The 25669-nt window shown below is 35.9% G+C and carries 27 protein-coding genes, 1 pseudogene and 1 riboswitch; of the genes and pseudogenes, 19 read left to right on the top strand and 9 right to left on the bottom strand.

The window, feature by feature from the left end; all coding sequences use genetic code 11:
* The first annotated feature begins 227 nt into the window (after positions 1-227).
* A complete protein-coding gene (locus H1D32_RS05965; RefSeq protein ID WP_261177290.1) occupies positions 228-458 on the top strand; it encodes a hypothetical protein in 231 nt (76 codons plus the stop codon).
* 5 nt (positions 459-463) lie between these two features.
* Entirely contained in the window at positions 464-1054 is a 591-nt protein-coding gene (locus tag H1D32_RS05970) for a uridine kinase family protein (RefSeq protein ID WP_261177291.1), read from the top strand.
* A gap of 91 nt (positions 1055-1145) precedes the next feature.
* Here H1D32_RS05970 and H1D32_RS05975 read toward each other — a convergent pair whose 3' ends face one another.
* Positions 1146-2501, bottom strand: a complete 1356-nt coding sequence (locus H1D32_RS05975; protein ID WP_261177292.1) for a TrkH family potassium uptake protein — start codon at positions 2499-2501, stop codon at positions 1146-1148.
* Complete coding sequence (locus tag H1D32_RS05980; protein WP_261177293.1) at positions 2501-3157, bottom strand: potassium channel family protein; 657 nt, start codon at positions 3155-3157, stop codon at positions 2501-2503. The genes H1D32_RS05975 and H1D32_RS05980 overlap by 1 nt, the downstream gene beginning before the upstream one ends.
* An 86-nt stretch (positions 3158-3243) precedes the next feature.
* Positions 3244-3393: riboswitch (cyclic di-AMP (ydaO/yuaA leader) on the bottom strand.
* Positions 3394-3694: 301 nt separating this feature from the next.
* Between H1D32_RS05980 and H1D32_RS05985 the strand changes: the two genes are divergently transcribed.
* From H1D32_RS05985 to H1D32_RS05995, 3 genes and pseudogenes are all read left to right on the top strand, one after another.
* Entirely contained in the window at positions 3695-4984 is a 1290-nt protein-coding gene (locus tag H1D32_RS05985; protein WP_261177294.1) for an ATP-binding protein, read from the top strand.
* Positions 4985-5059: 75 nt separating this feature from the next.
* Positions 5060-5505, top strand: a pseudogene (locus H1D32_RS05990) (GNAT family N-acetyltransferase).
* Positions 5506-5695: 190 nt separating this feature from the next.
* Positions 5696-6415 (top strand): YebC/PmpR family DNA-binding transcriptional regulator, encoded by a 720-nt coding sequence (locus H1D32_RS05995; RefSeq protein WP_261177295.1) that lies wholly within the window; start codon positions 5696-5698, stop codon positions 6413-6415.
* Between the two features lie 292 nt (positions 6416-6707).
* On the opposite strand, the gene H1D32_RS06000 is transcribed toward H1D32_RS05995, so the two are convergent.
* Positions 6708-6785 (bottom strand): YjcZ family sporulation protein, encoded by a 78-nt coding sequence (locus tag H1D32_RS06000; RefSeq protein ID WP_261177611.1) that lies wholly within the window; start codon positions 6783-6785, stop codon positions 6708-6710.
* Positions 6786-7062: 277 nt separating this feature from the next.
* Here H1D32_RS06000 and H1D32_RS06005 point away from each other — a divergent pair, with 277 nt between their 5' ends.
* From H1D32_RS06005 to H1D32_RS06015, 3 genes are read left to right on the top strand one after another with little or no spacing between them, the layout of a single operon-like run.
* Positions 7063-7455 carry a VOC family protein gene (locus H1D32_RS06005; RefSeq protein ID WP_261177297.1) on the top strand — a complete coding sequence of 131 codons (393 nt, stop codon included), beginning with the start codon at positions 7063-7065 and terminating at the stop codon, positions 7453-7455.
* A 15-nt stretch (positions 7456-7470) separates the two neighbouring features.
* Positions 7471-7968, top strand: coding sequence for a GrpB family protein (locus H1D32_RS06010; RefSeq protein ID WP_261177298.1), 498 nt, complete (start codon positions 7471-7473; stop codon positions 7966-7968).
* A gap of 38 nt (positions 7969-8006) precedes the next feature.
* Positions 8007-8474 carry a GNAT family N-acetyltransferase gene (locus H1D32_RS06015; RefSeq protein ID WP_261177299.1) on the top strand — a complete coding sequence of 156 codons (468 nt, stop codon included), beginning with the start codon at positions 8007-8009 and terminating at the stop codon, positions 8472-8474.
* Positions 8475-8658: 184 nt separating this feature from the next.
* Here H1D32_RS06015 and H1D32_RS06020 read toward each other — a convergent pair whose 3' ends face one another.
* From H1D32_RS06020 to H1D32_RS06030, 3 genes are all read right to left on the bottom strand, one after another.
* Positions 8659-9387, bottom strand: coding sequence for a hypothetical protein (locus tag H1D32_RS06020; protein ID WP_261177300.1), 729 nt, complete (start codon positions 9385-9387; stop codon positions 8659-8661).
* On the bottom strand, positions 9380-9949 hold the full coding sequence (locus tag H1D32_RS06025; protein ID WP_261177301.1) for a sigma-70 family RNA polymerase sigma factor: 570 nt from the start codon (positions 9947-9949) through the stop codon (positions 9380-9382). Before H1D32_RS06025 ends, H1D32_RS06020 begins: the two co-directional genes overlap by 8 nt.
* Positions 9950-10150: 201 nt before the next feature.
* A complete protein-coding gene (locus H1D32_RS06030; RefSeq protein ID WP_261177303.1) occupies positions 10151-10462 on the bottom strand; it encodes a PepSY domain-containing protein in 312 nt (103 codons plus the stop codon).
* A 340-nt stretch (positions 10463-10802) separates the two neighbouring features.
* On the opposite strand from H1D32_RS06030, the gene H1D32_RS06035 reads away from it, so the two are divergent.
* A complete protein-coding gene (locus H1D32_RS06035; RefSeq protein WP_261177305.1) occupies positions 10803-11876 on the top strand; it encodes a M42 family metallopeptidase in 1074 nt (357 codons plus the stop codon).
* A gap of 127 nt (positions 11877-12003) precedes the next feature.
* Positions 12004-12519: a DUF84 family protein gene (locus H1D32_RS06040; protein ID WP_261177306.1), complete on the top strand. Its 516-nt coding sequence runs from the start codon at positions 12004-12006 to the stop codon at positions 12517-12519.
* Positions 12520-12601: 82 nt separating this feature from the next.
* Here H1D32_RS06040 and phnC read toward each other — a convergent pair whose 3' ends face one another.
* The 3 genes from phnC to phnD form a co-directional block, all read right to left on the bottom strand.
* Positions 12602-13333 carry a phosphonate ABC transporter ATP-binding protein gene (phnC, locus tag H1D32_RS06045; RefSeq protein WP_261177308.1) on the bottom strand — a complete coding sequence of 244 codons (732 nt, stop codon included), beginning with the start codon at positions 13331-13333 and terminating at the stop codon, positions 12602-12604.
* A gap of 10 nt (positions 13334-13343) precedes the next feature.
* The gene (gene phnE, locus H1D32_RS06050) at positions 13344-14105 is read right to left on the bottom strand and encodes a phosphonate ABC transporter, permease protein PhnE (RefSeq protein WP_261177309.1); all 762 of its coding nucleotides are present in this window, start codon (positions 14103-14105) and stop codon (positions 13344-13346) included.
* 148 nt (positions 14106-14253) lie between these two features.
* Positions 14254-15201 carry a phosphate/phosphite/phosphonate ABC transporter substrate-binding protein gene (gene phnD, locus H1D32_RS06055; RefSeq protein ID WP_261177310.1) on the bottom strand — a complete coding sequence of 316 codons (948 nt, stop codon included), beginning with the start codon at positions 15199-15201 and terminating at the stop codon, positions 14254-14256.
* Positions 15202-15469: 268 nt separating this feature from the next.
* Here phnD and H1D32_RS06060 point away from each other — a divergent pair, with 268 nt between their 5' ends.
* From H1D32_RS06060 to H1D32_RS06100, 9 genes are all read left to right on the top strand, one after another.
* Entirely contained in the window at positions 15470-15982 is a 513-nt protein-coding gene (locus tag H1D32_RS06060) for a hypothetical protein (protein WP_261177311.1), read from the top strand.
* A 173-nt stretch (positions 15983-16155) separates the two neighbouring features.
* Positions 16156-17469, top strand: coding sequence for an anaerobic C4-dicarboxylate transporter family protein (locus H1D32_RS06065; protein WP_261177312.1), 1314 nt, complete (start codon positions 16156-16158; stop codon positions 17467-17469).
* 380 nt (positions 17470-17849) lie between these two features.
* Complete coding sequence (locus tag H1D32_RS06070; protein WP_261177313.1) at positions 17850-18860, top strand: PTS sugar transporter subunit IIC; 1011 nt, start codon at positions 17850-17852, stop codon at positions 18858-18860.
* Between the two features lie 71 nt (positions 18861-18931).
* On the top strand, positions 18932-19261 hold the full coding sequence (locus tag H1D32_RS06075; protein WP_261177315.1) for a thioredoxin family protein: 330 nt from the start codon (positions 18932-18934) through the stop codon (positions 19259-19261).
* A 379-nt stretch (positions 19262-19640) separates the two neighbouring features.
* On the top strand, positions 19641-20438 hold the full coding sequence (locus H1D32_RS06080; RefSeq protein WP_261177316.1) for a DUF1444 domain-containing protein: 798 nt from the start codon (positions 19641-19643) through the stop codon (positions 20436-20438).
* An 86-nt stretch (positions 20439-20524) separates the two neighbouring features.
* Positions 20525-20731 (top strand): hypothetical protein, encoded by a 207-nt coding sequence (locus tag H1D32_RS06085; protein ID WP_314733354.1) that lies wholly within the window; start codon positions 20525-20527, stop codon positions 20729-20731.
* Positions 20732-21226: 495 nt separating this feature from the next.
* Positions 21227-23686 (top strand): DNA translocase FtsK, encoded by a 2460-nt coding sequence (locus tag H1D32_RS06090; protein WP_314733355.1) that lies wholly within the window; start codon positions 21227-21229, stop codon positions 23684-23686.
* A 278-nt stretch (positions 23687-23964) separates the two neighbouring features.
* A complete protein-coding gene (locus H1D32_RS06095; protein WP_261177317.1) occupies positions 23965-24153 on the top strand; it encodes a hypothetical protein in 189 nt (62 codons plus the stop codon).
* A 104-nt stretch (positions 24154-24257) separates the two neighbouring features.
* The gene (locus tag H1D32_RS06100) at positions 24258-25355 is read left to right on the top strand and encodes a nicotinate phosphoribosyltransferase (RefSeq protein ID WP_261177318.1); all 1098 of its coding nucleotides are present in this window, start codon (positions 24258-24260) and stop codon (positions 25353-25355) included.
* The last annotated feature ends 314 nt before the right edge of the window (positions 25356-25669 follow it).

The raw sequence follows: 25669 nt of genomic DNA on the forward strand, positions 1-25669 counted from the left end.
TCGCACAAAAAAACTTGTTGCTTTTTAACCTAAGTTAATTGAAAAATCCCCTTAGTCGAAGAAATCACCCAGTAGAATAAGGAAGAAAAGAGCAATGCTTACTAAATAAGTAGTGATATCCTAGTACCTATGTGTAAAAATCCGGCTTTTGGGATTTTTACGAAAGCAACAAACTTTGAGAAAACAGCCCCTTAGAAACGCTTCGTACATGACAGTGAGGTGATTTTATGAAGCGATTTTTAATTTTTATTGTTAGTTTTACGTTGATCTACTTACTACTACAAATTTTATCAGGGTTTATATTAACAGTGATGTACTCACCACCTATTGAAAATGCCAAAAGTTCAATAACCTCTGAGGTAACTTTTGGTCGTGCTTCGTACATTCCTTTTCTCATCGGACTAGTAGCTAGTACAACTGCATACATGGCTTCAAAAAAAATTGAAAAAAGTGAGTGATGTTTTTGCAACATGATTGTTCTTTCGAAGAGTTACTAAACCAAATAAATTCAACGGTACGAAAGCAAAAAACTTTACTAATAGGAATTGATGGTTGTGGAGGCTCAGGAAAAAGTACCTTAGCAGCTCGTATTAAAGAAAGCTATCAAAACGTGACAATTGTCCATATGGACGATTTTTATCTTCCATCCGCACAAATCATTCAATCACCTCCAGCAGATAAACCAGTTGGGGCAGATTTTGATTGGAAGCGAGTTTTTAAGCAGGTTTTGGATCCGCTTCTTAAAAATCAGGAGGGCTATTATCAGCGCTATGATTGGCCGTCAGATCGTTTAGCTGAGTGGCATGTGGTTCCAATTGCTGGAATTGTCGTCATTGAAGGCTGTTATTCGCTTCGTAATGAACTAGCTACTAGCTACGATCTAAAGATCTGGGTAGAAACACCACGAGAAACAAGGCTTCTGCGAGGTATTGAAAGAGACGGCGAAGCAGCTCGTAGTAAATGGGAAAATGATTGGATGGTTTCTGAAGATATTTATCTTGAACTACAAAAACCAAAACAACGAGTTGACATAGTGATGAAGGGTACGGAGTAAGCAACTATCCTGTGGTGCAATCGTTTCAACTAGAGTGGAGAATACAGAGAAGATTATAAGATAGACAAAAGGAGCCAAATGGCTCCTTTCTTTAACCGATAATCACTTTTTCTTTAGGGAAATGATAATGCTCGTGTGTTTCTTTGCCTCTTACTATAAATAAAAATGAGAAAATACCGATCCTGCCGATAAACATTAATACAATAATGATTTGTTTGCCTAGTGGACTTAGATCGGGAGTAATTCCCATAGATAAACCAGTTGTTCCAAAAGCCGAAGCTACTTCAAAAATAATATGCAACAATGGAAATGGCTCGTAAGCAGACAAAAAGATAACTGCAGATCCACAAATAAAGATGGCGACGCTGATAACAACAAATGATTTAATCACATCATCAGGATCGAGTTCGCGTCGAAAAATTTTCACAGATTTTTTCCCTCTAGAAAATGAGAAGATTGCTAAAAGGACAATTGCAAATGTTGTTGTTCGAATTCCACCACCTACACTACTTGGTGAAGCGCCAATGAACATTAAGACACTTATTATTAATAGGGTAGGAGTTGAGAACTCACTAACCTCCATAGTTGCTAATCCACCATTTCGCGTTGTTACTGATTGAAATAAAGCATAGAAGAACTTCTCATGCCAAGATTTATCGAGTAAAAAATTTGACCAATCAAAGATCAAGATAAAAATTGTACCCAAAATCGTTAAGCCGAAAAATGTAATCGTTGTAAGCTTGGTAAACAATGAAAAATTAAATTTTTTCTTATGCTTACGATTTCTGACAAATTCTTTCACTTCCATAAGGACTGGAAATCCAATGGCGCCTAGAATTAATAAAATCATATTTATTGATTGTACAAAATAATCATCAGCAAATGGCATGAGTGAAGTACCAGTTATATCGAACCCAGCGTTTGTCGTTGCACTAACCGACGCGAAAAATCCTTGTAAGAATGCTTCTTGCCAGGTTGGAAAATACTTCAGAAAATATAAACCTAAAATAACAGCTCCAATGGCTTCAATAATTACAATTAATTTGAATATCTCTCGGGTTAATTGAACAAGCCCTGAAAACGTTCCTCTGTTTTGATCAGTCATAATTAGCTGCCGTTCTCTTAAACCAATTTTTTTTCCGAGGATTAACCAAATAAACGTGCCAAGAGTCATAATTCCAATTCCGCCAAATTGAAGGACGAAGGCTAACATAAAGATTCCAGTTACGCTAAACGTATCAGCAGTGGAGACGACAGTTAATCCAGTAACGCTAACAGCGCTTACTGCCGTAAAAATCGCATCTAGAAAACTTAGTTCAACACCAGGTTTATGAGAAATTGGTAAGCTGAATAGGATTGTTGCAGTAATTACTGCAACAAGGTAAAACAAGACAATCATCTGAACTGAAGTAAGTTTAATGTTAAACCACTTACGTTGGCTAAACATTAGAGTCCCTCATCTTCAAAGCGTTTTAAATCCTTGTTATGACCTATGACTATTAAGATATCATTCTCGTAAATTTCTTGATCGGGGGTAGGTGAAATGATAACAGCTTCACCACGTTTAATTCCTAATATTGTACATCCAAACTTTGCCCTGATATCTAATTCAGCAATTGTCCTGTTACTCACTTTCTTAGATGCAATTAATTCCATAATACTGTATTCAGGAGAAAGCTCAATATAATCGATAATTTTTTCCGATACTAAATAATGGGCAATTCTTACACCCATATCATGTTCAGGATGGATAATACGGTCGGCTCCAATCCGTTCAACTACTTTATGATGATATGGATTTTGAGCCTTTACCCAAACTTGCTTCACATTCATTTCTTTTAGCAAAAGTGTACATAAAATACTTGCTTGGATGTTATCACCAATCGCAACTACAACATATTCAAAATTTCTAATGCCTAATGAAAGCAGTGCATTTTCATCTGTTGCATTTGCAACAACTGCATGTGTTGAGAATCTTGCAAAATTATTAACTCTATCTTCATTTAAATCGATCGCCAATACCTCATGACCCATTGTATAAAGTTCTTTACAAACACTCCCACCGAAACGACCAAGGCCAATAACAGCAAATTGCTTTTTCATTGAAAAGACTCCTTTAAGTAAAATGTTAGTTTTTGAGATTAAAAAAAGACCATTACAAAGAATGATCCAATAGTTTGCCTATTTGACCCTCCTCTTCAAAACGCTTACGAGGTTAGCTGTCGGATTAGGGACAAAGAGTATCCCCTCTTACTTAATGTAAGATTCACCCCAAAATCAGTAAGAATTACTGACGAGTTGGTTCCCCCGCTCAAAAATTGACTCAGCGATTATAGGTTTATGATATGTAAATTTACTCCTCAAAAGGTCGATTGTCAACATATATTTTCTTACTCTTTTTGTGTTTCTTTGTCACAAAATTTAGTGATATTTGGAATAGTTTCATAGGGCTTTCGAACAATTCCTAGATCTTTATGGTTAATGGCTATGGTGGATTTTTCTGTAAGGGTAATAAAAAAATTGTCAAGTAAGTAAATGTGGATAAATATTGAAAAATATCAAAAAGAAACTTCCATTTTTTATAATTTAAACTATTCTAATAGTGTGTAATTATTTGGAGTAAGGAGGGTAGAACTATTTATGTATTCTATCGAAGGGTTACTATTAAACGTTTTGTTAGTAGTCTTTTTTCTATTATTCGTGCCTTTATTATTAATGAGAAACTTTAAGACAACGACCCACAGTTACAAAAAATGGATCTTTATCTCTTCTACTAGTTTGGCAATTATTACTTGTATCACATTTCCGATTAATTATAGCGAAGGTTTTTATTACGACCCACGTTTTGTAGCTCAAATCGTAGGTGGGTTGTACGGGGGAGTTCCTGCAAGTATTATTTTTTGGGTAGTTACCGTATCTTATCGGGCAATATTTGGTGGGTTGGGTGTTTACTCAACGTTTATCGTTTCAACACTAATTTTAATTTTAACAATTCTCTATACTTCCAAGTTTCATCTAGCATCAAAAAAGAAAAAATTACTAATTGGAACTTGGTTTTCGATAATTACTAGCTTTTTTGTCATTGGTTTTACGTCGATCTTTTTTAGCCTTACAGGAATTGTAATTGCTGATGTAGCCCATTTTATCTTACAATTATGTTCTATTGTGATAATTATTTATATTCTAGAAATCGTTAGTGAGACTTCGTACATAAATAAGAGAATTATTAATGCTGAGAAAATGAAGGTTGTCAGTCATTTAGCATCTTCAATTTCTCATGAAGTTCGAAATCCTCTTGCGGTAGTCAGGGGTTTTTTGCAGATGATGCAACAAACTGATTTACCTTTGGAGAAAAGAAAAGATTTTCTAAAAATTTCAATTTCAGAAATTGACCGTGCAAATGATATAATTCGTAACTATTTAACGTTTGCTAAACCTTCGCCTGATCATTTAGAAGTTCTCGATATCAAAAAAGAGTTACAGAGGGCCATTGAAATAATAACGCCGTTAGCTAATATGAATTGTGTTGTAATTCAAACAAATTTAGCTCAGTTTTTTATTAAAGGAGAGTCTCAACTTTTACAACAATGTTTATTAAATATCACGAAGAATTGCATAGAGGCAATGCCAAATAGTGGGAAATTACAGATCATAACCAAGAAAAGCAATGCTGAAGTTATGATTGAGATTATTGATAACGGTAAAGGTATGACACAAGAACAAATATCAAGACTAGGAGAACCTTATTATTCTACTAAAGGTCAGGAAGGAACTGGTCTTGGAATGATGGCAGTTATGAAAATTATTGAGTTAATGAACGGTAGATTAAATGTAATAAGCAAGGTAAATCAAGGGACAAGCTTTCAAATACATTTACCACTTGTAAACCTAAATTCTGAACAAGCTACTGCACTCCTCGAAAATAACTAATTAGGTTGCTGCTCGTTTTTTGAACTGTATCTTCTATTCCTCGACCACATAGCACAAATGAAGGAGAGTGGTTTAATGAAATTATCGTTAAAATCTATAAATAAGCAGAACTGGGAAGAAGCAATCCAATTATCAATAGCGGAGGGGCAAAAGTCTTACATTGCCTCTAACCTTTATTCGATCGCTGAAGTTCAGTTCTTAGATACCTTCAAGGCCATGGGGGTTTATTTAGAGTCTAAGATGGTTGGGTTACAATGTTTGGTATTGACCCTGATGATAACAACTATTGGATTTATCGGTTAATGGTTGACCAACAATATCAAGGTAGAGGCATTGGCAAAGGAGCAATCTCACTTATAATTGAGGAGATTAGAAGAGATAATGCTTTAAATATTCCGTTAATAATGATTGGATACCATCCAGAAAATCTTCAAGCAAAAATGGCTTATAAAAAGGCGGGGTTTACAGAAACCGAAGTGGCTCCTTGGGGAGAACAATTAGCTATGTATTCCTTAAAATAGCAAGCCCAGTACATATTTGTGTTAATTCTATTTGAAAATATCGCCTTTTTTATTATCAAACTCGTAACATGAGAGATAATTGGTGTATAATTATTTAGTGAATCATTGCCTTTCATCTTTTCCAATTTAAATTGGTGAAGAATTGGCTTAAACTATACTTGAGATAAAGCTGAAAGAGAGTGGAGCAATAATGGGACGTAAATGGAACAATATTAAAGAAAAAAAAGCGTCAAAGGATGCAAATACAAGTCGTATTTATGCAAAGTTTGGACGATTAATTTACGTAGCAGCAAAACAAGGTGAACCGAATCCAGAATCAAATCAAGCATTAAAAGTGGTACTTGAGCGTGCGAAAACGTACAGTGTACCAAGAGCAATTATTGATCGTGCGATCGAAAAAGCAAAAGGAAGTTCGGAAGAAAACTACGTTGAACTTCGTTATGAAGGTTTCGGTCCAAATGGTTCAATGATTATCGTTGATACATTAACGAATAACGTTAACCGTACAGCTGCAGAGGTGCGTGCTGCTTTTAGTAAAAATGGTGGGAACATGGGAGTAAACGGATCTGTTTCGTATATGTTCGATGCTACAGCAGTATTTGGAATTGAAGGGAAAACAGCTGATGATGTGCTTGAAATTTTAATGGAAGCTGATATAGACGTACGCGACATTATTGAAGAGGATGAAGCGGTTATCGTTTATGCTGAACCTGATCAGTTCCATGTTGTGCAAGAAGCATTAAAAAACGTTGGGATTACAGAGTTTACCGTAGCGGAACTTTCAATGCTTGCTCAAAATGATGTAACTCTCCCAGAGGACGTACAAGTAAAATTCGAAAAAATAATTGATACATTAGAGGATCTAGAAGACGTTCAACAAGTGTACCATAATGTTGATTTAGGCGAATAAACTCCCGACCTGAAAAGGGAAGAGACCACTCAAAATAAAATGAGTGGTCTTATTAATAGTTTAAGAAAGTATAAAATTTCAACGTAATAACTGTCTAGCTCCAAGACACATCAGTGAAGTTACTTCATTGCAGGTTTTGCGACGAGTAAACGTAGTGACGCAGGAGCAGCGCCCTGGGTAGCCCCTCGAGGTCAAATAACCTTCGAGAATAAAAGTGAAAGAGCACACTTTTTTTCTCGAAGAACATTTGCTTGTCGGGGCTACCCAGGGCGCTTGCGCTTTTCTTAGTTGTTTAGTAGCCAATATAAGCGGAACCAACAATTACTAACAGAATGAACAACACAACGATTAATGAGAAATTGTTATGCATTCAATAACACCTCCTTTTGTGTTACAAGATTACTTTATGAAAAACGTTGGATTTAGGATGGAGGTCTGCCTATCTTTTTAAAAATTAGTGAAAATGCCGTGCCGGGTGAGGGCAGTTAGCATAGAAGGTATTTCTCAAGATATTTGTAATGACAAAATATATCAAGGTTTCAGTGGTATCTTTTCTAACATGCGATGGTAGTAAACGCAGAAATACACTATTAAGCAACAACAAAAAGAGCCTAGGAAAAAAAGAAAAACTTTGGAGGGAAACACATATGATTCATCATATTGAGCTGTATGTTTCAAATTTAGCAAATTCAATTAAATTTTGGGGCTGGTTATTAGAGGACTTAGGATTTCATAGTTATCAAAAGTGGGATAAGGGACATAGCTTTAAATTAGATAAATCCTATATAGTTTTTGTACAGACTGAAGACCGATTTTTAGATGTTCCCTATCACCGCTGTCGAGTTGGTTTAAACCATCTAGCTTTTCATGCAAAGTCTAAAGAACACGTTGATCAGGTAACTATAAAACTTAAGGATTTGGGCGTACCTATTCTCTATGAGGATAAGCATCCTTTTGCAGGTGGAGAAGATTATTATGCTGTGTTTTTTGAGGATCCTGACAGGATTAAAGTCGAGTTAGTAGCTCCTAGTGAAGTATAGAAGGGATGAACCGTAATGGAAAAAGTCTATTTTTTTTCAAGCGATACGCTCTTTGAAGCAGCTGAATTTGCCTTTCAAATTCATAAAAAGAAAATCCATGAACTGCTTCCTGAAGCTGATATCCAACATGTCGGCAGTTCCGCCATACCAAATAGTCTCACGAAAGGTGACTTAGATATTCAAGTGAGAGTTAATACTGAAGCTTTCTTAACTGCTGTAAAAGCTCTTTCTACAATATATGAAAGTAACGAAGGGAGTATTAAGACAGACTTTTTTCGATCATTTAAAGATGATCATGCAGTCCCCCCACTTGGTGTGCAATTAACTGTCATTGGTTCTGAATTTGATGATTTTTGGAAGTTTCGTGAAGTTCTATTAATGAATTTGCAATATCGCCATGAATATGATCAATTAAAGAAACAGTTTGAAGGGAAAGAGATGGAAGATTACCGCGAAGCAAAGCATGCTTTTTTTCAAAGGTTGATGAAAACGAAAGAGTTTAATAACCTATAGAAAAAACTTAAGATAATGTGAAATTTGGAGGAAGGTATTTGCAGAAAATTATATTTGTTGAAATTGAGGTAAATAACCGACACAAATTTTTGGGTTATTTACTATTAGCAGATGAAAGTGAAGAAGTAGTTGAAACATATATTCACCAGGGCGATATGTTTTCCATTTACTTGGAGGAGATATTGGTAGGAGTAATGTTCTTCACATTCGAGCCAAATAATGTAGTCGAAATAAAAAATATGGCAATCTCACCTGAATTTCAGGGAAGGGGAATAGGGAAAGCACTTATTAACGAAGCCTTTAAAATGTATGAAAGCAAGGGTTTTAGTAAAATGATAGTCGGAACGGCCAATTCTAGCATATCAAATCTAGCTTTTTACCAGAAAGCTGGTTTTAGAATGAGTGCGATTAAAAAGAATTTCTTTCTACAATACCCAGAGCCTATTATTGAGGATGGAATAAGAGCAATCGATATGGTGATGTTTGAAAAAGAATTAGGAAAATGACTCAAACATATTGTTAAAATTGAAAAAAGGGTTAGGGAGGAGCTTTCTACGTGACCTAATTTTACAATTATTAGGAGTATGGATCACATAGAACCATCCCCTTATATTGTACATTTAATAGGATGGACAGGTCGCGTAGTACTACTTAAAAAGCCACTTGATGACTTCAAGTGGCTAACTATTTTCATTGAAACGGCAACCAATTAACTCTCCAAATACCATTTTCACTTTTGGTTAATCCAAAACTGATTGCTTTTTCTTCCGATATTAAGATCCCAGCACTCGTTTCGTTGTAAAATATCTCTTCAAGATTTTCGGTGCTTTTTATCTCCTCAATTAACTGTAGATGTTCCTCACGGCTTTCGCTTTCAATGGCAGAAACAAAATCGGAGACAGTAGGGAATATTTTTATATACATTTCATCCTGAATAAAGAATGCATATTGTGTTTCATAGTCTTGTAGTTCTTGAGCGTAGAAATAAAATTTGAAAATTTCAATAGGGCTTAGCCCCCGAAGGATTTCCTCATCTTTTGTATCGGCAAATTGTTGGTACGTTTTAAGCAACTCTAACGAGAGCCAATTGCTATCATTCATAGTACGACTTTCAAGACCATCTGCTCGATGATCATTTGCAGTAAATAGTACTGGGGTACTTTCATTTCCTGGCATGTTAAAGTTTTGGTTTTGCGTGAAACTAAGTTCATTTATTACAAAATTTCCTATAAAAAAGATCCCAACCATAACTAAAGCTGCCGTTAAAAAATGAGGAATGAAATTTCGGGTAATACGGGAATGAGTTCTATTCTGGGCAATTTTTTTACGAATTCTTTTTTTATCTTCTTCGTTAAACACGGGCTTTGTTGATAAATAATTGTCAAACTGGTCTCTTAATTGATTTAATTCTTTATTCAACAGACTCACCTCTTTTTCCCATATAGATGGTGTGTAATTTTTCTCGTGCACGTTTTAAGCGCGTTTTAACAGTCCCCTGGTTTAACCCTGTTAAACCGGCAATCTCTTCAATCGTAAAGTCTTTATAATAAAATAATAGGATTACTTCACGGTACTTAATAGGTAGTGACATAACTTGTTCCATCAAAAAAGCACAATCATCTTTTTGAATAGCGTTTATTTCGGGAGTGGCAGTATCAGCTCTTGTAAAGGCAATGACTTTTTCAACAATCTCGATATTTCGAAAATGCCAACTCCGCTTAAAATCTTTGCATTTATTGATAGCAATCGAATAAATCCAAGTTCTAATTGCCGATTTGCCAGTAAATTGATCAAGCTTTAAATAAATCGTTAAAAATACATCTTGGGTTAGATCATCTGCTTGCGCCCAATTTTTTGTATAGGTGAAGATAAGCCGTTTGATTTCTTCACCGTATTGAATCATGAGTTGTTCAATGGCTTCTTCTTTGTCGACGTTCCTGAATTGATCATCATCATTTCTATTATGATTTTGTGCATACAAAGGTATCAGACCTCCCTATATTAATTTTAACTAGGATAAATTGGCTGTCCCACCTCTTTTCTTTATCTACTGATATGACGATTCAATTTAACTCTAAGTTTCATTTCACTAAACTTTTAAGAAATTAAACAACAAAAACTTACGAAAAGTGCTTACAAAATGAAAAAGAGCCTGCCATTTGCAAGCTCTTACACATCGAATTTAATCTTGTGAGGTTAATTCTAATATTGCCCCAGTATTTCCGTCTACAATGAAGTCAAATTGATAAAACTCACCTTCAATTGTACAAGAGACACCACCACGATAGACAGTGTAATCTAAAAGATTTTTTTCGTAGCTTTCGGGGATCATATGAATCCAAGATCCTTCAATAACGCCTTGCTTTCCTAACTTTTGCTTTACTACCCGTAAAGCTTTTTCAGGTGAGATGAGTTCTTTGGTCATTTGATCTTTAAGAACTGCCCCAACAATAAAGCCAACTCCAGCCCCAAGTAAAAATCGTTTCCAGCTCATGTTTTGCCACCTCTTTCCTTTTACATGATAACGTTTTCTAAATAACTTTTCTTGGCGAAATAGTAAATAGTTACTTTATGAATTTCATAATTCATTATTTACGCTACTAAGTTCTAAATGTAGTTGCGTAAAAACACTCGCAACTACATTTAGCTTGATATAGCTCAATTAAGGGTAATTATGAAATTCACTCACTTACAAATATTATAACTAATTTTTCCTAAATCACCAAACAGTTGTTAACTTTCTAAAGAAAAGAAGGGGAATAAGTGGCGAGGTTCAAGAATTTTCGATAGAATAGAATTGTACATAATATTACGGTATCCGAAAGGAGTAAAAAATGAATCAAGACACATTACAGTTGTTTAAAACATTAACAGAACTTCAAGGTGCACCAGGATTTGAACACCAGGTACGAAAGTTTGTCCGTAGTGAACTTGAAAAGTATACAGGTGAAATCATTCAAGATCGTCTTGGAAGTATCTTTGGTGTAAAGCGTGGGGATGAGAACGGGCCAAAAGTTATGGTAGCTGGTCATATGGATGAAGTTGGATTCATGGTAACTTCAATTTCTGATAAAGGTTTAATTCGCTTTCAACCCCTTGGAGGCTGGTGGAGTCAAGTATTACTTGCCCAACGTATGCAGATCATGACCGATAATGGACCAGTCATTGGGGTCATTGGTTCAATTCCTCCACATTTACTAGACGAAGCAAAGCGTAACAAGCCAATGGAGATTAAAAATATGTATATTGATATAGGTGCAGACGATAAGGTGGATGCCGAAAAGATAGGCATTAAGCCTGGGCAACAAATTGTCCCTATCTGTCCATTTACACCAATGGCAAATGAAAAGAAAATTTTAGCTAAGGCATGGGATAATCGTTACGGCTGTGGACTAGCTATTGAATTGTTAAAAGAGCTAAAAGATGAAAAAATTCCCAACATCTTGTTCTCAGGAGCAACGGTTCAAGAAGAAGTCGGTCTAAGAGGAGCCCAAACAGCGGCAAATATGATCGAACCAGATATTTTCTATGCATTAGATGCAAGTCCAGCAAACGATGCTACAGGCGATAAGGACTCATTCGGTCATTTAGGAAAAGGTGCATTGCTCCGTATTTATGATCGTTCAATGATTACACATCGTGGCATGCGCGACTTTATTCTTGATACTGCGGAAACAAATAACATACCATATCAATATTTTATTTCTCAAGGAGGAACTGATGCAGGGCGAGTTCACATATCTGGTAGCGGTGTACCATCTGCTGTTATTGGCCTTTGCTCACGTTATATTCATACATCTGCTTCAATTATCCATGTTGATGATTACGCAGCTGCAAAAGAACTTTTAGTAAAACTTGTGAAAACAACTGACAAAACTGCTGTTGAAACTATCAGAAATAACAGTTAAAATAATCCTATAGGTGAACTTATTCATCTGCACGATCATACTAAATAGTAAAATGCGGAAAACAGACTCGGAAGCCAGCCGAGTCTGTTTTATATATGTTAAGATATACGAATTTCTGGAGGTTAAAATGAAGGTAGCCGTTGGTTCGACAAATCCTACAAAAGTTAAGGCCGTACATAATGTAGTAGGTGATCTTTTTGAAGTTATCCCATTAAAGGTTCCGTCAGATGTTTCAGAACAACCATTTGGTGATCAAGAAACAGTAACAGGAGCACTTAATCGGGCAAAAACTTGTTTAGAAGTATGTGAAGCAGATTTTGCTATTGGTTTAGAGGGTGGAGTCGCAGAGACAGAGTACGGCATGTTGGTTATTAATTGGGGTGCCCTTGTTGATCGAGATGGAAATGAGTATATAGCTAGTGGAGCTAGAGCGATTCTTCCAGATGAAGTCGCTAGTTTAGTTCGCGACGGTCGAACATTGGGAGAGGCCATGGACTTATACACCAAAAGGTTGGGAGTAAGTAAGTTAGAAGGTGCCATGGGTATTATTACTAATAGTCGCATTAATCGTGATGAAATGTTTTCACACGTAGTCAAAGTACTAATTGGACAATATGAATTCCATAAGGGACAATCAATATAAGTTTTGAAAGGGAAATGAGCCGTTGGACAAATCGTCCTGACGGCTCATTTTTTCCATAGGATAGATTGCTGCTCGATACTTCTTAATATACTAAATCATATATTTCATCAGTAAATTTATCAGGTGTATCATCAAAGACCACTTCGCCATCTTTTAAGGCTATAATTCTCGTTGCAAATTGTTTCGCTAATACGACATCATGTACATTTATTATTGTTAATAATTCGTATTCACGGTGGATGGATTGTAGCAATGAAAAAATTCGATTAGCTGTGCCAGGATCTAGGCTTGCAACAGGCTCATCTCCTAAAAACACTTTTGGATTTTGTAACAGTGCTCGAGCGATTGCAACCCGTTGTTTCTGTCCACCACTTAAAGCTTCTACGCGCTTGTTTTTATGGGAAGTTAAATCCACATTAGCTATCATTTTATTTGTAAGCTCTTTCTCTTCTTTTGAGAACAAACCTAAAAGGTTTTTCCACGGTGAACGTTTTCCAAACATCCCTGTTAAAACATTTTGGTATACGCTAAGTCTCGGAATTAGATTGAAGTGTTGAAAAATCATCCCCATTTCTACCCGAACTTTTCGGAGTTTTCCCTCAGGTAGTTGAAAAATATTTTGCTCGTTCCAAAGCACAGAGCCTGATGTAGGACGTTGTAAACCATTTAAGCAGCGGATAAAGGTAGACTTTCCTGCGCCACTTTTCCCTAAAATACAAACAAATTCACCTTTTTCGAATGCTATATTCACATTTGTAAGGGCATGTTCCTTTGCTTTTGGATATTTTACATATAGATCATTTATTTGCAGCATTGGCATCACCTTAAATAACCCTTTCGCGAATTTTTCCACCAATAAAGTCAACGACAATCACTAGGACGATAATAGCTATAATATCACTAGCAACCGACTTATATTGGAACGTTTGGAAATGGTTAAAAAGTAACTGTCCAATTCCACCTGCTCCTATAAACCCTAAAATTAATGAGGTTCGAATTGCTACCTCAAAGCGGTAGAAAAAATGACTAAGAACATTAGGCCAAATTTGTGGAAGGATTGAAAATAATACCGCGACCCACCTTGTAGCTCCAACTGACTTCATTGCCTCTTGTGGGCCAGGTTCGGCAGATTCAATAAGTTCAGAAATTAGTTTTCCTAATACCCCAATATTATGTAGCATAATTGCCAATACAGCTGGAAAAGGTCCTAGGCCAAGTGAAACTACAAACATTAACCCAAAGACTATTTCTGGGATCGAACGAAGGCCACTGAGCATTGTTCGATTAAACCAACAAAAAATTGGATGACGACTAGTATTCCTGGCTGCCATAAAGCTTAACGGTATTGATACAATTAGGGCAATAAAAGTACCTAAGAACGCCATCGAAAGTGTTACAAAAGAAGCATTGATTAATCGTGGCATGATTGACCAATTCGGTGGAAAAAACTGATCGCGAATAAAAAAATACATATTAGGAATGTTCTTAAATTTTTCAAACTGAAATTGAGTAGCTTCCATACTATACCAAACAGCTACGAGTAGAATAAGTCCAATAAAAAAATACTTCGGTTTTAACCAAACCATTATTTGTTCTCCCTATTGTTTAGATTATCTATTAGGCGTAAGTGGTGATAATTTCACCGCTTTCTTTACGTTTGCTACCTTTTAAAGATTAATGAGTGAAAGAGGAACGCCTAAGCATTCCCCTTTAGTATAGCACTATTTTTTATTCTTACTTTGCGTCTAGATCGTCATCCATGCGACCATCAACAATAGCAGCATTTCGAATAGCAGCATAGTCTTCATTTGTTGCTGTTGTGAATGCTGTTGCACCAAATGCATTTAAAATATCTTCATCAGTAATGCTAATGAATGCGTCTTGCAATTCTTTAATGGTTGCAGCGTCCATATTAGGACGAACTGCCCAAGGATATTGGAAGATTCTTTCTGATTTCCAAATGATTTTATAGTCATCTTCATTTATAGCACCTGAACGAATTCTCGCTTCAAAGATGGCGCTGTCAATTGCACCAACATGTACACTACCATTTAACACAGATTGAGCTGTAATATCATGGCTACCTGTGTAAGTTACAGTGGCAAAATCATGATCATCTGCATCACGGAAAACGCCACGTTCTTTAAGTTCAACACCTGGAATTAAAGAACCAGAAGTTGAAGATGGGCTAGCAAATGCTAAATCAATATTTGCCTTATCTTCTAACAATTCATCTAGTGTACCCCACTTAGCATCGGCTTTCGTAATAAAATACGAATGGTAATATGGTTCGCCATTTACTAATTGTGTAATGATTGCTTGTGCTCCACTACGTTCGTGAGCAATAACATACGTTAATGGACCAAAATATGCCATATCGATATGTTCATAATTTAGTGCTTCTACAACACCATTGTAGGCAGGGTAGTGGTCAATTTTTACAGAACGACCAAGTTTTTCTTCTAACTCATCTTGAAGCTTATTTATGGCAGTTTCCATTTCACCTTCAGACTGTGAAGGAATTAACCCGATTACTAATTCACCTTTTTCTGTGGTTTCAGAAATCTCTGTTTCATTTGAGGCTTCTTTCCCCTCTGTTTCTTTGCTTTCTTCAGTATTGCCACCACAAGCTGTTATTACTAGAATAAGAGCAAAAAATATCAAAAATAACACTTTTTTCATTACTTTTTCCACCTCGATAATTTATAGTAATTCGTCTAATAACAAATTATTATAAAGATAACATGAATGGCTTAAAGATGCCACAATTTTATTTTTCGAAAATATTCATAGAATTTTCAGAAAGTCGAACTATGTCAAGGGTTGTCACAATGTACTGTGTAAGGTATCATTAAATAGGATGTTTATAGCTTTTAATACAAAAAAGTGCCAAAAATTAATCTTAAGAGAATTTTCGGAGCAACAAAAAAACTACGGAGGAGGTGCAAAAGTGAAACTAAAGTTAGTGTTATTAAATTTAAGTATCTTATTAGCGGTTATACTAATCACGGGTTGCGGCGGTATTACAAAAGAACAGGCCATTGAATCTGCAAAAGAAGCCTTTGAAACTGGCGTTGTAGCAGAACCCCAAGCACCAAATGAACAAACTGATATGTTTAGTTACTATCTTCCCTCCACCTTAAGTTTAGAAGAAGTTTCTGAAAATAATCTTATCTTAAGTAAAGGAAATCAGTTGTATTTAGTATTTTCTAACCCGGCAGAAACAAAAACGAGCCAAGTCAATTACGAACAAGATAAAGTATTAGAAGAAAACACGCTTCTACTTGAAACACTCGAAGTTGATGGGGCGTTCAGTTATATTATTGTTTCTCCTTTTGAAGAAGACGAATATAAAGTGATTGTCGGAATTGGTGGAGAAAAAGGGACAACCATCACAGATTTGGAGAATCTAAAAGATAGTGTCGATACTATGTTAGAGATTATTAAATCAATTAACTATTAGTTAGTTTAAAGAGAGGCTTATCTTAAGTTGCGATGGGGAATTACTTAAGAAGTCTCTTTTTTGTACCATTTTCGAAGTTTTTGTGAAATGTATCACAAACTGGTCTACTACTAATTTAAAAAATGTATACTTAGCTAGAAATAATTACATCAAATTGGATTGGCGGTGGAAGAATGATTTGGGTACAGTTTATTATTATTTTAGTTTGTATTTTAGTAGGTGCTAGGATTGGCGGAGTAGGTTTAGGGGTAATGGGTGGTGTTGGTTTAGCAATCTTAACTTTTGGTTTTCAATTGCAACCTACAGCCCCCCCAATCGATGTTATGTTAATGATTTTAGCAGTAATTACTGCCGCAGGAGCTTTACAAGCATCGGGTGGTTTAAACTTCTTAGTTTATTTAGCTGAAAAAATGCTTAGAAAAAATCCTAGTAGAATAACTTTTATGGCACCAATAACAACCTATATATTCACATTTTTTGCAGGAACAGGACATGTGGCGTATAGTCTGTTACCGGTAATATCTGAAGTAGCCCAGGAATCTAAGGTTAGACCTGAGCGACCACTGTCAATTGCCGTAATCGCATCGCAACAGGCAATTACCGCTAGTCCTATATCAGCAGCAACTGTGGCATTGCTAGCAATACTAGCACCTTTTAATATTACTTTATTACAAATTCTCTCAATTTCAATTCCAGCAACTTTTTTAGGTATTATGATTTCAGCATTTTTTATTAGTAAGAGAGGATATGAGTTAGAGGATGACCCTGAATATCAGCGCCGCTTACAAAATGGCTTAATGCCAATGAAACAAGAAAGAGATAAAGGAACCGTAACAAAACAATCAAAAATATCTGTAGCTCTGTTTCTATTCGGTGCTATCCTAGTTGTTCTTTTAGGTAGTTTTCCAGAATTACGGCCAACTTTTGAAGTGAATGGTGAGGTATCACAATTATCAATGCCCTTTGCCATTCAGATTATTATGTTAGCTGTCGCAGCAATCATCATTTTATTGTGTAAAGCTGATGTAGAAAAAATCGTAACTGGTAATGTTTTTAGAGCTGGTGTTGTAGCTGTTGTCGCCATTTTCGGGATTGCTTGGATGGGCGATACATTCTTCCAGGCGAACATCGGTGTTATACAGGAGCAAATTCAATTTGCAGTAACGAATGCTCCTTGGATATTTGCATTTGCATTATTTATACTATCTGTTCTTCTAAATTCTCAAGCAGCAACCGTTCGGGCTTTAGTACCGCTAGGTGTAACATTGGGGATATCTCCATTTTTCTTGATCGCAATGTTCCCTGCTGTAAATGGGTATTTCTTTATGCCGAATTATGGTCCATTACTTGCGGCGATAAATATGGATCGAACAGGAACAACAAAAATAGGGAAATATATTTTTAACCATAGTTTCATGACTCCTGGACTAATTACGACTGTTAGTTCATTAATTATTGGCTTTACTTTGGTTCTAATCTTTTACTAAATAAGTGAATTTCTTAATTACCTTAATAGCGAAAATAATGAATGATGAAATTCATTAAAATTTATGATGTGAAAATTTTCTAGAAAAAGTTCAAATTTCTAAAATGTTTTAAATCGTTAATTTAAGGCTCATTTCTTTTAGAACACAACTCAAAACCAACAAGCTGTAGGAAAACAGCCTAATAGAATTATCATAAACTTCGTGAAACCGACTAAGAATAAGCATATAGTGAGGAACGATAAAAAACTTTGCTTCTCCCAATTAAGTTGGAGTGAGCAGAGTTTTTTATTGCCTTTACATTTACCTTGTCAACTGTAAAGAAATTAAATAAGATGGAAAGGTAAATAATGAATAGATAAGATATTAGGTAGGTGTTGGTTTTGAAGGGATTTTTACATAAAAAAGGCGTTACGCTCTCTTTAAAGACGTACTTTATTACGTCACTTAGTTTTATGGCTTTAGGGTTATTTTCTTCGCTGATCATTGGATTAATTATTCGTACAGTTGGTCAACAGATAAAGTTTCTCGAATTTTTAGTCCCAATGGGACAATTGGCAATGGACTTGATGGGTCCTGCAATTGGTGTAGCAGTTGCCTATGGTTTAAAAGCACCAAGACTTGTCCTTTTTCCTGCGGTTGTTATTGGTGCAGCTGGAGCGGCATTAGGTGGTCCGGCAGGTGCATTCATTGCGACCCTATTTGCCACTGAGATAGGAAAGTTGGTCTCTAAAGAAACACGTTTAGATATTATTATCACTCCATTTGTAACGATTGCAACGGGCTACACAATTGCCAATACACTTGGCCAAATCATTGCCAGTGGAATTGATTATTTTGGAATGCTAATTATGTGGTCAGTGGAACGCCAACCTTTCGTAATGGGTATTCTAGTTGCATTACTAATGGGACTTGCCTTAACTGCACCCATTTCAAGTGCAGCAATTGCTTTCATGCTTGGTTTAGAAGGAATTGCAGCCGGTGCTGCGACAGTTGGATGTGCTGCCCAGATGATAGGGTTTGCGACAAGTAGCTATCGTGAAAATGGGTTTTCTGGATTTATCGCACTTGGAATAGGAACTTCAATGTTGCAAGTGGCAAATATAATAAGAAATCCAATCATCCTCATTCCTCCGACCGTGGCGGGAATGGTTTTAGCCCCATTTGCTACGATGATGTTTCAGATGGTCAATAATCCGGCAGGAGCAGGAATGGGGACGAGCGGTTTAGTAGGGCAGATAATGACATTTACAGTGATGGGGTTTTCAAGAGATGTCTTAATTGGTGTAGTGATGCTTCATTTTATTGGTCCTGCTGTCATAAGTTTACTTTTATCAGAAGGATTAAGGAAAGCTGGACTAATTAAATTTGGCGATATGAAAATTGAGCAATAAGTTTAGACAATTCCGTAGCTTTTGGGTAAACGTATTAGCGGCGGTAAGAAATACATTTAGGAGGAAATAAATTGAAATCAATCGAGTCAAAAGAAATGTTTTTACAGGAAATTGCTTCAGGGCTGTCTGTTGTTATGTTTTCAGCAAATTGGTGTCCAGATTGTGTTGTGATTAAGCCGGACCTACCAGAGATTGAAGAGCAATATTCAGATTTTATCTTTTATTATGCCGATCGTGATCAACTGATAGATCTTTGTGGCGAATTAGACATTTATGGAATTCCAAGCTTTATTACCTATCATGATGGGAAAGAAATTGATCGGTTTGTAAGTAAAGAGCGTAAATCAAAAGCAGAAATTGAAAGTTTTTTGTCGCAATCCTTACAAAAGGTATCTAAATAAACGTAATTATGGTGGTCATTTATGATGACTACCTTTTTTCTGTTAGCCTCTTTTCTAAAAGCTAATAGCAACAATCTTTTAGATAAGAACGGTTCTAAAACATTGTTGCTTTTTAACCTAAAATAAATGGAAAAATTACTTAGATGAAGGTATCGCCCAATAAATTGAGTAAGAAAAGAGCACTACTTACTAAATAAGTAGTGAAATCTTAGTATTTACTTAAGCAACAAACTTTGCAAAAACAACCTTCTGTTACGAAAGTAGGCGCAACATTAACATAAAGAAATTATGAAAAGTGAACACCCTAGGCTTAATTTTTTGAACAAAGTGTTTGTCATGGTAAAATAAAATAGCAAACAAAAAAGGAGGCTTGTTTAAGATGAAGCCATTGGAATTAAAAAGAGAATTAGAAAAGCGACTCCAACATCCAAATCGACGAATTTCATATGATAGAGATGAACAAAGACTAAGAATTGAAGACATTAACCTAAATAAGGGAGTTACCCTATCCGTTTCAAAATTAGCAGCTAAATGGGCTGAGAAGAAAGAACAGGCAATTGACGAGGCCGTTCATTATTTAGAGTCAGCGCTAGAAGCTATGGCTACGCCGGTTTCGCTAAAGGGAAATGAAAAAAACATTTTTCCTGTTATCCGTTCGACTTCATTTCCAACTCATTCTGGAGACGAAAAAGAATTAGTGTTTGATGAACACACAGCTGAAACAAGAGTATATTACGCAATTGACCGAGGTGTGACATTTACACTCCTCACAAGGGAAATGCTAGAAGAAGAACAACTAGAGCAGTCAAAAATAAAAGAAATGGCGCTCTTTAATATTCGTTCTTTAAAAACAGATGCAAAAATAGATGTAGTAGCCGGAAATACTTTTTACTTTATTAATCAAAATGATGGGTACGATGCAAGTAAAATTTTAAATGAGCAGTTACTAAAGCAGTATGCAACTGCTGCAGAAGGTGAGCTTGCCATAGCAGTACCTCACCAGGACGTTCTAATCATAGCTGATATAAAAAATGAAACAGGCTATGATGTCCTTGGTCAAATGGTGTTTTCGTTCTTCTCGAGTGGTAGAACTCCGATTACGGCATTACCATTCATTTATGAAAATGGAAAATTTGAGCCTGTATTTATCTTAGCTCAAAAAAAAACAAAAGAATAAGCAGTGAAAAAGGTGAGTGATCCTACTCACCTTTTCTGATTCATAAATATTGAAAGAAATCACACCCTAATCTAAAGGGAGGTGTAATGATGGAAAAAAACAAAGGTGGAAATGCCGATATGCCTAATTTTGATAAGTTGAATGATCGAATTATTGCTGAACCTGCAGATACTCCGTTTCTGGTCATGAAAACAAATCTAGATCCAAAAGATGTGACCGAAGATAATCCATATTATCGAAAAGGTCAAAAGAAAGACACTGAAACATTTAAGAACTATTTTGAACAGGAGTAATAACATCGAGTTTAGGAAGGCTGTTTTTCAAAAACTATTTTACTGAAAATTTGTTACTTTTAGATCGTAACCAAGCATTTGCTAGGTTACGACCTAAAAGGTAATGGGGACAAATTTTAGAAAGCGCGTTTTCGAAGGTTTGTTGCATTTAAATAACAGACTAGATATCAAGGTATCGTTGCATCTCATAAGGAGCTTGCAAACGCAATGATATTTAGTTATTGCATTGTTTTCCATAAGCAATAATGTATACGAAAAAGGCCTTTTCAAAAAAGGTTTTACTGGTATTTTCCAATTCTACTAGAACTAATTTTTAGGTACTATTTCACAATCTAAAGTTCTTCCTAGAAAAAACTAGTTGTTTTTTCCTTTTTTGCGTTATTATTAAACTAGCTTAAGGGATTTTTGAACTTGTGAATTAGATGGAAGAAAACATCGTGTAAAGCTTCAATTCAAAATTCTACTTCTACATCAATTCAAGAAAAGGTGATTATCATGTTTAAACAATTAAAAATAGCATATAAGAAAGTGCACTCTTTTTTATTTGGTCAAGAAATTGAACATTTACATACTCGTGATGAAGTAAAAAAATATTACGGCAGAATTAAAACGGAAACAGAAGCAGAGGCTAGGATGATACGTCAATATCCTAAGGAAGGAAAATTTCGCTTTCCGCTTATTGATGACGATAAAAGGTCAATACCTCCAAAAGAAAACAAATCAACTAAACAAACAAATCGTCAGCAGGTTCCAATCAAACAATCTACCAAACAACGAAATGTTCAGCAAAAAGTACAAGATGAACCACCTGTTGTTCCAATAAACGTTCAGGAACGAAAAAAGTTCCAGGGTGTCAATTTTAAAGCAAGGAATATTCCTTCTCCTGTATATGCTTTCGGCAAGCCGCCGGAGACTAACCATCAATCACCATCGACACTACAGGAAGAAGCTGAGACAGTTGTTAAGGAGTTACCTTATAATTCCTTAGAAAAAGCCGCTACAGTCGATCTAGCACCAATTAACCTTGGAAGTAATAATGAGTCGGTTGAAAACTTTGGGAGTGATCATGTTCTATTTAAAGAGGAACTTTTTCATGAAGGAATTTACTTCGAAACTATGAAAGTTGACCAAGAACAAGAGAATGAGCAGAATGTTTCTGACCTAGAGTTTTTTTCCTATTCACCCCAAGGTGAGGTAGAAACAGAATTAGTTGAAGAAGCCGAAGTTGATATTATTGATACTTCTGATGATATTGAACCAATCATTGAGGGAGAGCATAGCTGGGAGATAGCCCCTTTTCAAGAGGAAGTAGCTGCAACTGTTGAAGACCATGCTGAAGTCCCAGAACTAAAAGTTGAACCGGAAATAATTGAAGAAACCAAACAGCTTGAACAAATCACAAGTAAGTCGAATACAATAAACTATGAAACAAAAAATGTAGAGGAAGTGGCTCCTCGAAAAACGGTTGTGCCGTTTAATGTGTTGATGTTTCAGAAAGATCGCATTGCTCAAAAGAAACTGGCCACTAAAGAGCAAGTAAAAAGCTATCAGTTTCCTACCTTACAGTTATTGAATATCCCACCGAGACAGCCAGACAATAGCAATCAATGGCTTCAAGATAAGCGTGAAATCTTAGAGTTAACACTGGCCAATTTTAATGTCCAAGCAAAAGTTGTCGGTGTTACTAAAGGTCCAGCAGTTACCCGCTTTGAAATTCAGCCGGAACCTGGGGTAAAGGTAAGTAAGATTACAGGGTTAACAGACGATATTAAACTTAGTCTTGCAGCGAAGGATATTCGTATTGAGGCGCCAATTCCAGGAAAAAATGCAATTGGCATTGAAGTTCCTAATGATGTAAGTGACCCTGTTGTCATTAGAGAAATTTTACGAAGTAGTGAGTTTCAAAAAAATCCATCACCACTTACGGTTGCTCTTGGATTAGATATTGAAGGAAAGCCAATTGTTACAGATATTCAAAAGATGCCACATGGTTTGATAGCAGGGGCCACAGGGTCTGGAAAAAGTGTATGCATAAATTCAATTTTAATTAGTATTATGTTTAAAGCGACACCTGATGAAGTAAAGCTAATGCTAGTTGATCCAAAAATGGTTGAGCTTGCTCCATATAATGACATCCCCCATCTTGTGACTCCAGTAATTACTGATGCAAAACAAGCAACGGTTGCCTTGAAATGGGCAGTGGAGGAAATGGAACGTCGTTATGAGCTATTCGTCCAAAATGGAGTAAGAGATATTAAACGGTACAATGATGTTATGAAACCAGAGAACGACTCTGTACCTGCGATGCCGTATATTGTTATTGTTATTGATGAACTTGCCGATCTAATGATGGTATCGCCACAGGATGTTGAAGAAGCTATTTGTCGAATTGCTCAAAAAGCAAGAGCTTGTGGAATTCATTTGCTGTTAGCAACACAAAGACCATCAGTTGATGTTATTACAGGCCTAATAAAAGCCAATATCCCTTCCCGAATAGCCTTTTCTGTATCTTCACAAGCAGATTCAAGAACGATTATTGATTCAGGTGGTGCTGAAAGGTTGCTTGGAAAAGGCGATATGCTCTTATTTGAAAATGGATCTTCCAAGCCTGTTCGAGTCCAAGGGAACTTTGTGTCTGATGAGGAAATTGATCGAGTCATAGCCTTAGTAAAAGAACAACGAAAGCCAAATTATCTATTTGATAAAGAACACCTAATTAAAACTTATGAAGCAGTTGGTGATCAAGAAGACGACCTTTTTGAAGAAGCTTGCTATTATGTGTTAGAACAGGGAGGCGCCTCATCATCAAGTTTACAAAGGAAATTTCGTATCGGCTTCAACCGAGCAGCACGCCTTATCGATATGATGGAAGCAAGGGGAATTATTTCGGAGGCGATGGGCTCAAAACCAAGAAACATCCTCATCTCAGAAGAAGAGCTATCTGATAGAATGTAAACTAAGTACGAATGATGAGATATTCATCATTCAAAGTTGATTTGAAGATCTGATTTTACATTCTAGTTTATTATGTATAAAATAGAATTAAATAAGGTATGTCTACAAAAGTTATACCTTGTTTTCTTTAAAAGAGTTATATATGATTAATATGTTGGTGTTTTATTGGTAATAATTTAATAAGGGATGTAATGTAAGGAAGAAAAGCAAGTTTTACTTTAAGTTACAACGTAATATGAGTCTAGCTACACCATACTTTTAATTAAGGAGTGGTCACGATGCAAGAGATTCAATTATCAAGCTTAGTAAAAACTATTTCTCCTCAATGGCTTTCCTTATTGACGGATGATGAACTGAACATGCTCATCGTACTGAAGCATGGATTTGCCAATTTAAACGAATGTGATGTCAAAGAGATTATTGAAGCAGCAATACTAGAGCAACATAAAGGGGTTCTCTTTCATTAAGTGTCTTTACAGTGCCTGTGACAGGATGTGTTGTCCGTCACGGGCATTTCTAACGTATACATAATAAAATAAGATCTTATCTTCAAATAATAAGGGGTATTAGAATGAAAGAAATTAAACTAAAGTTAGAAGGAAAGTTAAAAAGATTAACCAATAAAACGTTTAAGTTTGATGAACGTATTAGTGAAGGTTGGTTTTCAGCCGTATATTTTCTGAAAACAAAAGAGATCGTTGAACGATTTAAAAAAGAGAATATTGTCACCATGCAATTTTTTCAAAAGACGGATGCGGTTCTATGTGGAACAGATGAGGTTATTGCGTTAATTCAAACATTTGCGAAAGATGCGGACAAGCTTGAAATATACTCTCTGAAAGACGGAGACAAAATTAAGCCATTTGAAACTGTCTTAACGATTACAGGACCGTATCAAAATTTTGGTTATTTAGAAGGCATTATTGATGGTATTTTAGCTAGACGGACTTCAGTGGCAACAAATGTCTACAATGTTGTTAAAGCTGCTAGTTTGTCTGGGGTAAAAAAGCCTGTGATCTTCATGGGGGATCGCGATGATCATTTTACTCAACAAGCCGGAGACGGTTATGCCGCATATATAGGCGGTTCGATAGCTCAGGCGACTCACGCAATGAATGAATGGTGGGGGAAAAAAGGTATGGGCACGATGCCACATGCTTTAATTCAATTGTTCGAGGGGGATGTCGTAGCTGCTACACACGCCTATAAAGAAACGTTTCCTGAAGATGATCTCATGGCGCTCGTAGATTATAACAATGATGTTATTACAGATTCCCTTAAGGTTGCAAGGGAATTTGGTAGCGAGTTGCAAGGGGTGCGTATTGATACATCGAGAACGATGGTCGATCAATACTTTTTTAGGAATCCTGATGTATTAGGGTCATTTGATCCCCGTGGTGTAAATCCAGAACTTATCTTTGCTCTTCGAAAAGCTTTAGATGAAGAAGGATTTCAACATGTGAAAATTATCGGATCTGGTGGGTTTGATGCAAAGAGGATTGAGGAATATGAAAAAAGAGGAGTTCCTGTAGATATTTATGGTGTTGGTAGTAACTTATTGAAAATTCACATTGGTTTTACTGGTGATAATGTGTTGTTAAATGGGAAGCACCAAGCAAAAACGGGCCGTAAATACAGACCTAATCCTCGTTTAGAAAAAATAGACTAAAATATAAAAAACGTACCGTTTCAATACTGAGACGGTGCGTTTTTTTGAAAGATAAGAAATTATTACCGTTTTTAGTACTTGATATCTAGCTCCAACGCTCAGTCCCTCGAGGTTAAATAACCTGCCAGTGAAAACGTACCCTCACTTTTTCTTAAGATTAAAAGCTAATAGCAACAATCTTTAGAAAGAGCGTTTCGTAAACATTGTTGCTTTATGGACAGTAATTCAATAAATAATCCATTTTTTGCGTTTAAAACCTTCAAATGTTAGAAAAGATGCCCCTAGACCTTGATATATCTTGTCATTACTAGCTA

The sequence above is a fragment of the Anaerobacillus sp. CMMVII genome, assembly GCF_025377685.1.
Taxonomy (GTDB): domain Bacteria; phylum Bacillota; class Bacilli; order Bacillales; family Anaerobacillaceae; genus Anaerobacillus.

Coding starts and splice junctions, on each gene's coding strand:
- phnC (WP_261177308.1), bottom strand. CDS start 13,333: ATGCTGCAAATAAATGATCTATATGTAAAATATCCAAAAGCAAAGGAA.
- H1D32_RS06090 (WP_314733355.1), top strand. CDS start 21,227: ATGTTTAAACAATTAAAAATAGCATATAAGAAAGTGCACTCTTTTTTA.
- H1D32_RS06040 (WP_261177306.1), top strand. CDS start 12,004: ATGAAGGTAGCCGTTGGTTCGACAAATCCTACAAAAGTTAAGGCCGTA.
- H1D32_RS06080 (WP_261177316.1), top strand. CDS start 19,641: ATGAAGCCATTGGAATTAAAAAGAGAATTAGAAAAGCGACTCCAACAT.
- H1D32_RS05985 (WP_261177294.1), top strand. CDS start 3,695: ATGTATTCTATCGAAGGGTTACTATTAAACGTTTTGTTAGTAGTCTTT.
- H1D32_RS06010 (WP_261177298.1), top strand. CDS start 7,471: ATGGAAAAAGTCTATTTTTTTTCAAGCGATACGCTCTTTGAAGCAGCT.
- H1D32_RS06085 (WP_314733354.1), top strand. CDS start 20,525: ATGATGGAAAAAAACAAAGGTGGAAATGCCGATATGCCTAATTTTGAT.
- H1D32_RS05995 (WP_261177295.1), top strand. CDS start 5,696: ATGGGACGTAAATGGAACAATATTAAAGAAAAAAAAGCGTCAAAGGAT.
- H1D32_RS06005 (WP_261177297.1), top strand. CDS start 7,063: ATGATTCATCATATTGAGCTGTATGTTTCAAATTTAGCAAATTCAATT.
- phnE (WP_261177309.1), bottom strand. CDS start 14,105: ATGGTTTGGTTAAAACCGAAGTATTTTTTTATTGGACTTATTCTACTC.
- phnD (WP_261177310.1), bottom strand. CDS start 15,201: ATGAAAAAAGTGTTATTTTTGATATTTTTTGCTCTTATTCTAGTAATA.
- H1D32_RS06030 (WP_261177303.1), bottom strand. CDS start 10,462: ATGAGCTGGAAACGATTTTTACTTGGGGCTGGAGTTGGCTTTATTGTT.
- H1D32_RS06095 (WP_261177317.1), top strand. CDS start 23,965: ATGCAAGAGATTCAATTATCAAGCTTAGTAAAAACTATTTCTCCTCAA.
- H1D32_RS06035 (WP_261177305.1), top strand. CDS start 10,803: ATGAATCAAGACACATTACAGTTGTTTAAAACATTAACAGAACTTCAA.
- H1D32_RS06000 (WP_261177611.1), bottom strand. CDS start 6,785: ATGCATAACAATTTCTCATTAATCGTTGTGTTGTTCATTCTGTTAGTA.
- H1D32_RS05980 (WP_261177293.1), bottom strand. CDS start 3,157: ATGAAAAAGCAATTTGCTGTTATTGGCCTTGGTCGTTTCGGTGGGAGT.
- H1D32_RS05965 (WP_261177290.1), top strand. CDS start 228: ATGAAGCGATTTTTAATTTTTATTGTTAGTTTTACGTTGATCTACTTA.
- H1D32_RS06100 (WP_261177318.1), top strand. CDS start 24,258: ATGAAAGAAATTAAACTAAAGTTAGAAGGAAAGTTAAAAAGATTAACC.
- H1D32_RS06065 (WP_261177312.1), top strand. CDS start 16,156: ATGATTTGGGTACAGTTTATTATTATTTTAGTTTGTATTTTAGTAGGT.
- H1D32_RS05975 (WP_261177292.1), bottom strand. CDS start 2,501: ATGTTTAGCCAACGTAAGTGGTTTAACATTAAACTTACTTCAGTTCAG.